Raw genomic sequence first — 6,359 nt, 5'->3', positions numbered from 1 at the left:
ACAAGCCGGCAAGGAAGAAGTTCAAGGCCTATCCAATCGGCTACTTCCATATCGACGTCGCCGAGGTCCGAACCGAGCAGGGCAAGCTGCATATGTTCGTGGCCATAGATCGGACCTCGAAGTTCGCTTTCGTCGAGCTGCACGAGAAGGCAACGACAGCGGTCTCCGCCGATTTCCTGCGCCATCTTCTTGATGCTGTCCCTTACAAGATCCACACAGTGCTTACCGACAACGGCATTCAATTCACGACCCCAGGTGCCGGCGGCTCGGCCGTTCCGCTGATCAAGGAAGCCATGGCGGCGGGAGAAATCATATGGGCGCACGCCTTCGAACATACTTGCGCCAAGGCCGATATCGACCACCGAACGACAAAGCCAAGGCACCCATGGACCAACGGCCAGGTCGAACGCATGAACCGCACGATCAAGGATGCGACCGTCAAACGCTTCTACTACGAGAGCCATGAACAACTGCGCCAGCATCTCGCCGATTTCGTCTTAGCCTAAAATTTCGGCCGTCGACTGAAGACCCTCAAGGGCCTCACGCCCTTTGAATACATCTGCAAAATCTGGACAAAAGAGCCCGAACGATTCAGGCTCGATCCAACCCATCAAACCTTGGGACTAAACACCTAGCAGCTGCGCCATACGCGAATGGCTCTTGCAGGCTGCCATGCCCCACTGGCCGCGCCACCACAGAATCACCACCGCTCCGTTAAGCCTCGCGTAATCTCTGCAATCTATCTTGAAGGCAAGATTGTTGAGGGTGACATGAAGCGCAACTCGATAATGCTCTTTGCCTTCCCAGCTCTGATCCTGCTGATCCTTGCAGGGGAGCGCATGGCGACTTTCTTGCTGGGAGCATATCCGGCCAGTCCCACAATGTGGCGGGTTTGGCTTGAACTAAGGCCGCTATCGACGATGTTTTGGCAACAGGTCGATGTCTGTCTGGGAGGGTCGATGGTCGTTGATGCCTCCATCGTGGCTGCCGCGTCGATCGTTTGCTGGACGGCGTGCCGCACAAGAAAGTCGGCTGCCTTCTTCTTTCTTGCCAATCACGTCGCCCTGCTTTTCGCCGGGTTGATGATCGCCGTCACCAGCCATTCCGAAACAGCGAGCACGATCGCTTCATTCGCCGTGCCCGGGGGGCTTCCCTTCTCGCTGATAGTCGATTTCACCTTGAAGAACAGCCTTGTGCTGGTTCTGGGTCTGACAGCATGCGCCTACTGTCATGTTGCCTTTCTCAGCGAAGCTCGAGAGCAATCCGGAGCGCTGGCCGCGAGGCTTGTTGCTCTGCAGCGAGATCTTTAAGGCAGCCCCAATTTTTCTAGCGTTAGTTGATCTTCCGGTAGTAAACCTTGCCGTCGGCCTGCTCTATGCGCTGGTAGTCGGGGCTTGGGGCAGGCGAAGCAGCTGCAATCCTCCTTTTGGGCGGACGCGGTGTATCGATGACGCTGGGCTCGGTCGCGTCTTCACCATCGAGAACAGCAGGCGCCTCCGCCATGCTGCTGGTCGTGTCGACGGAAGGTTCCGCTGCGCTCGACGTGATTTCGTCACGGACAATAGGCTGGTTCTGTTCCAGCCGGGCTATGCTCCGGTTGATTTCACCAAAGCTGCTCTGCAGCTGACTGTCCATTTTTTCAAATCGGCTCTGAAAACCGTTGTTGACCGTGTCCAACCGGCCGCCGATTCGTTGTTCGAACGTCCCGAGTTCCTCCAGCCGCCCTTCCAAAAACCGCATATCGCTGATACCGCGGTAGAGATAAACTGCGGCTACCATATTCACCAAAGTGAGCAGGGACGTGCCGATCATGACCGCGCCGATAATGCTTTTGTCGCTCGGTTTCACAACGGCAGCTTGCTCTCCAATGCGGGTTGCTGTCCCAATCTCGATTGCCGGCATGTCCGGTTCGCTGATCATCGTCATTGAACCACCACCTTTGCGCCGATCGCGACGCGCTTGAAGAGATCGATCACATCGGTGTTGGTAAGGCGAAAACACCCCGATGTTCCGTCGAAGCCAACACCCTTGGGATCGTTGGTTCCGTGTATCCGATAGAGCGTGTCACGCCCGTCCCGAGAGAGATAGAGCGCCCTGGCGCCGAGTGGGTTGTAGGGACCGGCAGGCACCATTTGCGGCAGGTCCGGCTGGCGGGCGCGCATTTCGCGGGGTGGGCGCCATTCCGGCCATTCGGTCTTCGCCCCCACCTTGACGACCCCGGTCCAGCCAAATCCGTCGCGTCCGACGCTGATCTGATAGCGAAGCGCCTGGCCTTGTCGGGTCACCAGATAAAGCGCTTTCTCGCCCTTGCGGATAACGATCGTTCCGGGCTGTTCTGTCGTCTCGAAGGCAACAGTTTTGCGCAGGCTGGGTCCCATTGCCGGCAGCGGCGGCCGATCCGAAAGTGCCGATCGTGCGCTGGCGAAATCCACCAGCATCATCAGCGCAATGCTCATGACGCAGGCCAATCCCGGGCCAATTCGATACCTACTTGGCCGCCCCCTATTTGGCAGCGTCATCGAGCCGCTCTTTGAACATCCGCTTGAGGTCCTTGTTGAAGCGCGCACGTCCATCCACCTCGGCAGGCAGGATAGCACGGTTCAACGCATCGGTGAGAAGCGCATTGTCCAGCGCGACCGACTTGATGTGCGGCGCCTTGAAGATCTTTTCGAGTTCGCTGCGCGAAAAGTGGTTGCCGAACCATTTGCGCTTGTGCTTGTTGGCGACCAGCGTGATGCTGACAGCATTGCCACGCAACTCGCGGATCTTCTTGTAGAGCCGCTTGCCTTGTCGCAGCGAGGCGACGTTCAGTTCGAAGACGATGAAGATCTCGTCGCTCGTCGACAGCACCGAATTGTGCCAAGGCGTCTCGATGTTCGGCAGATCGATGACGATGTCGTCGAACCGGTAGGCGACTAGGTCCAGCAGCCGGAAGACAAAGTCACTGCCCTGCGGTTCGAAAGGCAATCGTGGCCTCTCGAAGGAATAGAGCGTCAGCCCGGACGGGCGCGAGAGCTTGATGACGTCCATCAGTTCGACATCGAGCCTCTCCGGCTGGCCGATAATGCCGCCAAGGTCGAACTGGTTGAACTGGTTGAGATAGGCGCCGCAATTGGCGCTCTGGAAATCGAGGTCGACCAGGCAGGTGGAAGCCCCGCGTTCCTTCGATTTCGACGCCAGGAATTCGGCCGCCGACAAAGCGAGCGTGGTCGCGCCGGCGCCGCCGCTAGCGCTGATGAAGGTGATGATCCGGCTTTTCGTTCCCTGGTTGCCGGTGTCGTGGAAAGTCACCGCGTTGAGCAGTTCCTTGCCGTCGAGCGGCTTGTGCAGCCAGTCCGAAGCGTTCATGCGCACCAGCACGCGCGTCTGCTCCGACGATAGCTCGTCGGATACCGCGATCAGCGGCACGGTCGCCCAAAGGGCGCGCGCCGCGACGATGCCCGGCTTGCCGAGCAACTCGCCATTGCCGAGGTCGAGGATGACGATGCCGGGGCGCGTGTCGGCGGGCGGCCCCTTGAGGAAGTCGCCGGTCTCGGAAACCCTGACGTCGTAGATCGCCAGCGCATCGAGGCGCGTCGCCACATCGCGCTTGAAATTCGCATCCGACGAGAACAGCGCCACCTGCTTTCGCTTGGTCGGTGTAACCTTGGTGTTGATGGCATTCATGGTGTCCACGTGCTCTTCATGTCTTCGCCCGTAACCGTGCTCAGCATGGAGGGCATGGTGATGTTTCCGAATCCGAGCAGCCCGGCCAGGAAGAAAAACTGAAAGGGATGATTGGTGATGCTGACCGTGATGGTCGGGACCGGGCCACTGGGGCGCGTCCAGTAGCCGAGGCCGGAGGCGGCGTATTCGATCCGCACCTCCGATTTCTCAAGCATCGGCAGGTAGTCTTCCATTCCGGCACGGTTGGCCGTGCCGTCATAAATCGCGTCGAACGAGGCCTGGCTCGCATTCGCGGGTAGGCACAAGCCTCCTCCGATACTGCAGCAGGCGACACCTGCCGTGCTTGCAGTGCAGACATAATCGTATGTGCCGGCCGGCACTGCGGTGCCGACTTTGGTCACATCGGCCTGCGTTATCGTTTCAGATGGAAGGCCGAGTGCTACAGGACCAGAAATTTGCGCCAGTCTTGCGCCGGCTTGCACAGCTTTGTTTCCCGCGTTCCATTGGTAAAAGGCGTAGCCGAAATCGACGAAGCCCAGCAGAAGCGTCAATAGCAATGGCAGAGCGATGGCCATTTCGACCATCGCGGTGCCCGACTGCTCCGCGCAAAACCTTTGGTTTCCCATCACCATCCGACGACTCGTTCTTGATGGGAGACACTGAGGGTAAGGGCACCAAAGCCAAGATACGACAAGAATCCAACGTCCGGGTAAGCATAGGATGTACTGACGTTTACGACGACGACCATGCTCGTGTTGCTGAGATAAAGCTGGGCGCCTGTGGATACATCGGTCGCAGGCGTAGACGTAGGGGTAATGTTAACTGTCGCAGGAAGCCATCCAGACACTCTGTCACTGCCGCCAACGACTGCCCCTTTGGCAGCTAGGTTTTGCGCCCACCCCTTGCAAGTGTCCCAGTCGCTACTGCATCGCGCCATGTAGCGGGCTGCATCCTCGACGCCTGCTGCAAGGAGCAGGCGCGTGTTCAGAATATTGGAGAATTCAAACACACCGGCCGATAGCAGCAATACGAACGGGACGGTGATCGCGACTTCCACCAAGGCGGCGCCCCTTTCGTCGCCCTGGAACCGCCTGATGATGTGGCCAAGCTTGGTCATGTCGGCTCTACCGGTACAGCTGGGCTTCGTTGCGGAATGCTTTGTCGACCAGAGTGTTGTTGGCAAAGCCGCCATCGACGTCGACGATCTCAAGGCTGATAGGCTTCTCACCGGCTGAGGGGTCCTCGGGGTCCTTGGTGTTGTCCTGCTTTTGTACCGGCGCGTTGACGAACACACTGGCATAGCCATCAGGCTTGAGCTGGATATGACCATTGATCTTGGCTTTGTTGGCGATGCAGTTGACGATCGCCATGTTGAGCCGCCGCCGATCGGGATCCGCAGTCGGGGTCGTGCCTTTGAAACAGGCTGGGACGCCGGTCTCCTTTGTCGGCGCCTTGGACTTGTCCCCGACGAGCCCGTGCGAAATCTCATAATTGTAGACGTCGTATCGGGAAGCCGGCGCGGTTTTGCTACCGGTCGGGTTGGTAGCACTGGGGACGCTGGGATATGTCCCGCCGTGATTGACGGTCCAGTATGTGGACCAAAAGGTTGTATTGGCGATCTTGTCGGACATTCCCTTCGTGTCGACGTAGTTGTTGCCGGGAGGGAGCGGCAGCGCCGTTCCATCGGTGACCGGGTCATATTTGCTGCAACCTGTCTTCTGGCCCTTGCGAACATTGCTGGCGGGCCGGTAGTTCCAATCCTTGTTGTTCTTGTTCAGTGAGCCGCTATAGAGATCGAATCTGGTGTTCAACCCCGTGTTGACCTGACCCAAGGTGACGCCGGTTTTTGTGGTCAGCGCGTTGCGATTGTAGCAGGTGCCGGAGGTACCCATGGCAATGGCATCGCGCAATGAGCTCAGGCTGTTGTCAATCAGCCCGAAGTTGCCTGGCCCGGGATTGCTGTCGACTTTAAGGATACGGAACTCGCGGCTGTAGGTTTCCCCCGATGCAAAGGCCTGCTGGATGGTCTTGCTGGTCGAGGTGTCGGACGTCTCGAACGGATTGCACATGAAGACCGGCACGGTTTCGCAGATCGACTGGACGAACCCGGCCACGGCCTGCGGCCGGATGTCCATAGTATCGTTGCTGCCGATAAAGCTTGCAGGAAAGATCGTTGCAAAGGCACCCGCACCATCAGTCAGGCCGGAAGCATTCACCGTCACCAGCGAGAATGACACCACTTTAGGATCGGTGCTTGCCCAGTTGACGCCGTTCGAGTCGACGCCGGCAGCGCTCAACCTCGTGTCGTCGCTGGCGGGAATGCCGGTCAAGTAGGTTACCGTTACATCAGACAGGGCGAGCGTATGATCGCCTGCGGTCGAAAACTTAGTCTTCTGCTCGGTCAGAAGGGTCGTCTTCGCTAGGTTGGCTCGGGTGATCGAATCCGATCTGCCATCCAGTTCCGCGGCTGTCGCAAGCGCAAGCGCATCGACACCCTTCTGAAGATCATTGTGCAGTCCGTAGGCCCGACTCATGTCGATGGCCAACAATGCGAAGCCAACCAGCACAGGCAGCATGATTGCGACGAGGATCATCGCTATGCCGCGTTGATCATTCCAGAACGCCCTAATGGTCCCCAACATGACCTTACTCTCTGCTTCCTTGCACCAGGGCCCTCGCTCACCCAGCGCAAC

At 58.5% G+C, this 6,359-nt stretch carries 7 protein-coding genes and 1 pseudogene; 2 read left to right on the top strand and 6 right to left on the bottom strand.

The annotated features are described in order from the left end of the window. Positions 1-635, top strand: a pseudogene (locus tag NKI10_RS28880) (DDE-type integrase/transposase/recombinase); the annotation flags it as partial. Positions 636-770: 135 nt separating this feature from the next. Beyond that, positions 771-1,310 carry a hypothetical protein gene (locus tag NKI10_RS28875; protein ID WP_023707046.1) on the top strand — a complete coding sequence of 180 codons (540 nt, stop codon included), beginning with the start codon at positions 771-773 and terminating at the stop codon, positions 1,308-1,310. A 22-nt stretch (positions 1,311-1,332) separates the two neighbouring features. Here the strand turns inward: NKI10_RS28875 and NKI10_RS28870 are convergent, their stop codons facing one another. From NKI10_RS28870 to NKI10_RS28845, 6 genes are read right to left on the bottom strand one after another with little or no spacing between them, the layout of a single operon-like run. Beyond that, entirely contained in the window at positions 1,333-1,926 is a 594-nt protein-coding gene (locus tag NKI10_RS28870; RefSeq protein ID WP_352862475.1) for a hypothetical protein, read from the bottom strand. Beyond that, complete coding sequence (locus NKI10_RS28865) at positions 1,923-2,456, bottom strand: L,D-transpeptidase (protein WP_502897594.1); 534 nt, start codon at positions 2,454-2,456, stop codon at positions 1,923-1,925. The genes NKI10_RS28870 and NKI10_RS28865 overlap by 4 nt, the downstream gene beginning before the upstream one ends. A gap of 46 nt (positions 2,457-2,502) precedes the next feature. Then, positions 2,503-3,666: a CpaE/TadZ family protein gene (locus NKI10_RS28860; RefSeq protein WP_352862478.1), complete on the bottom strand. Its 1,164-nt coding sequence runs from the start codon at positions 3,664-3,666 to the stop codon at positions 2,503-2,505. Next, positions 3,663-4,298 (bottom strand): TadE/TadG family type IV pilus assembly protein, encoded by a 636-nt coding sequence (locus NKI10_RS28855; RefSeq protein WP_352862474.1) that lies wholly within the window; start codon positions 4,296-4,298, stop codon positions 3,663-3,665. The genes NKI10_RS28860 and NKI10_RS28855 overlap by 4 nt, the downstream gene beginning before the upstream one ends. Further along, on the bottom strand, positions 4,292-4,783 hold the full coding sequence (locus NKI10_RS28850; RefSeq protein ID WP_352862473.1) for a TadE/TadG family type IV pilus assembly protein: 492 nt from the start codon (positions 4,781-4,783) through the stop codon (positions 4,292-4,294). Before NKI10_RS28850 ends, NKI10_RS28855 begins: the two co-directional genes overlap by 7 nt. A gap of 7 nt (positions 4,784-4,790) precedes the next feature. Next, positions 4,791-6,308 carry a TadE/TadG family type IV pilus assembly protein gene (locus NKI10_RS28845; protein WP_352862472.1) on the bottom strand — a complete coding sequence of 506 codons (1,518 nt, stop codon included), beginning with the start codon at positions 6,306-6,308 and terminating at the stop codon, positions 4,791-4,793. Between the last annotated feature and the right edge of the window lie 51 nt (positions 6,309-6,359).

Origin of the sequence: Mesorhizobium sp. M0802 (assembly GCF_040320115.1) — a bacterium.
GTDB lineage: Bacteria > Pseudomonadota > Alphaproteobacteria > Rhizobiales > Rhizobiaceae > Mesorhizobium.
The sequence above is the reverse complement of the archived record's forward strand: the minus strand, read 5'-3'. Positions and strand labels throughout refer to the sequence as shown.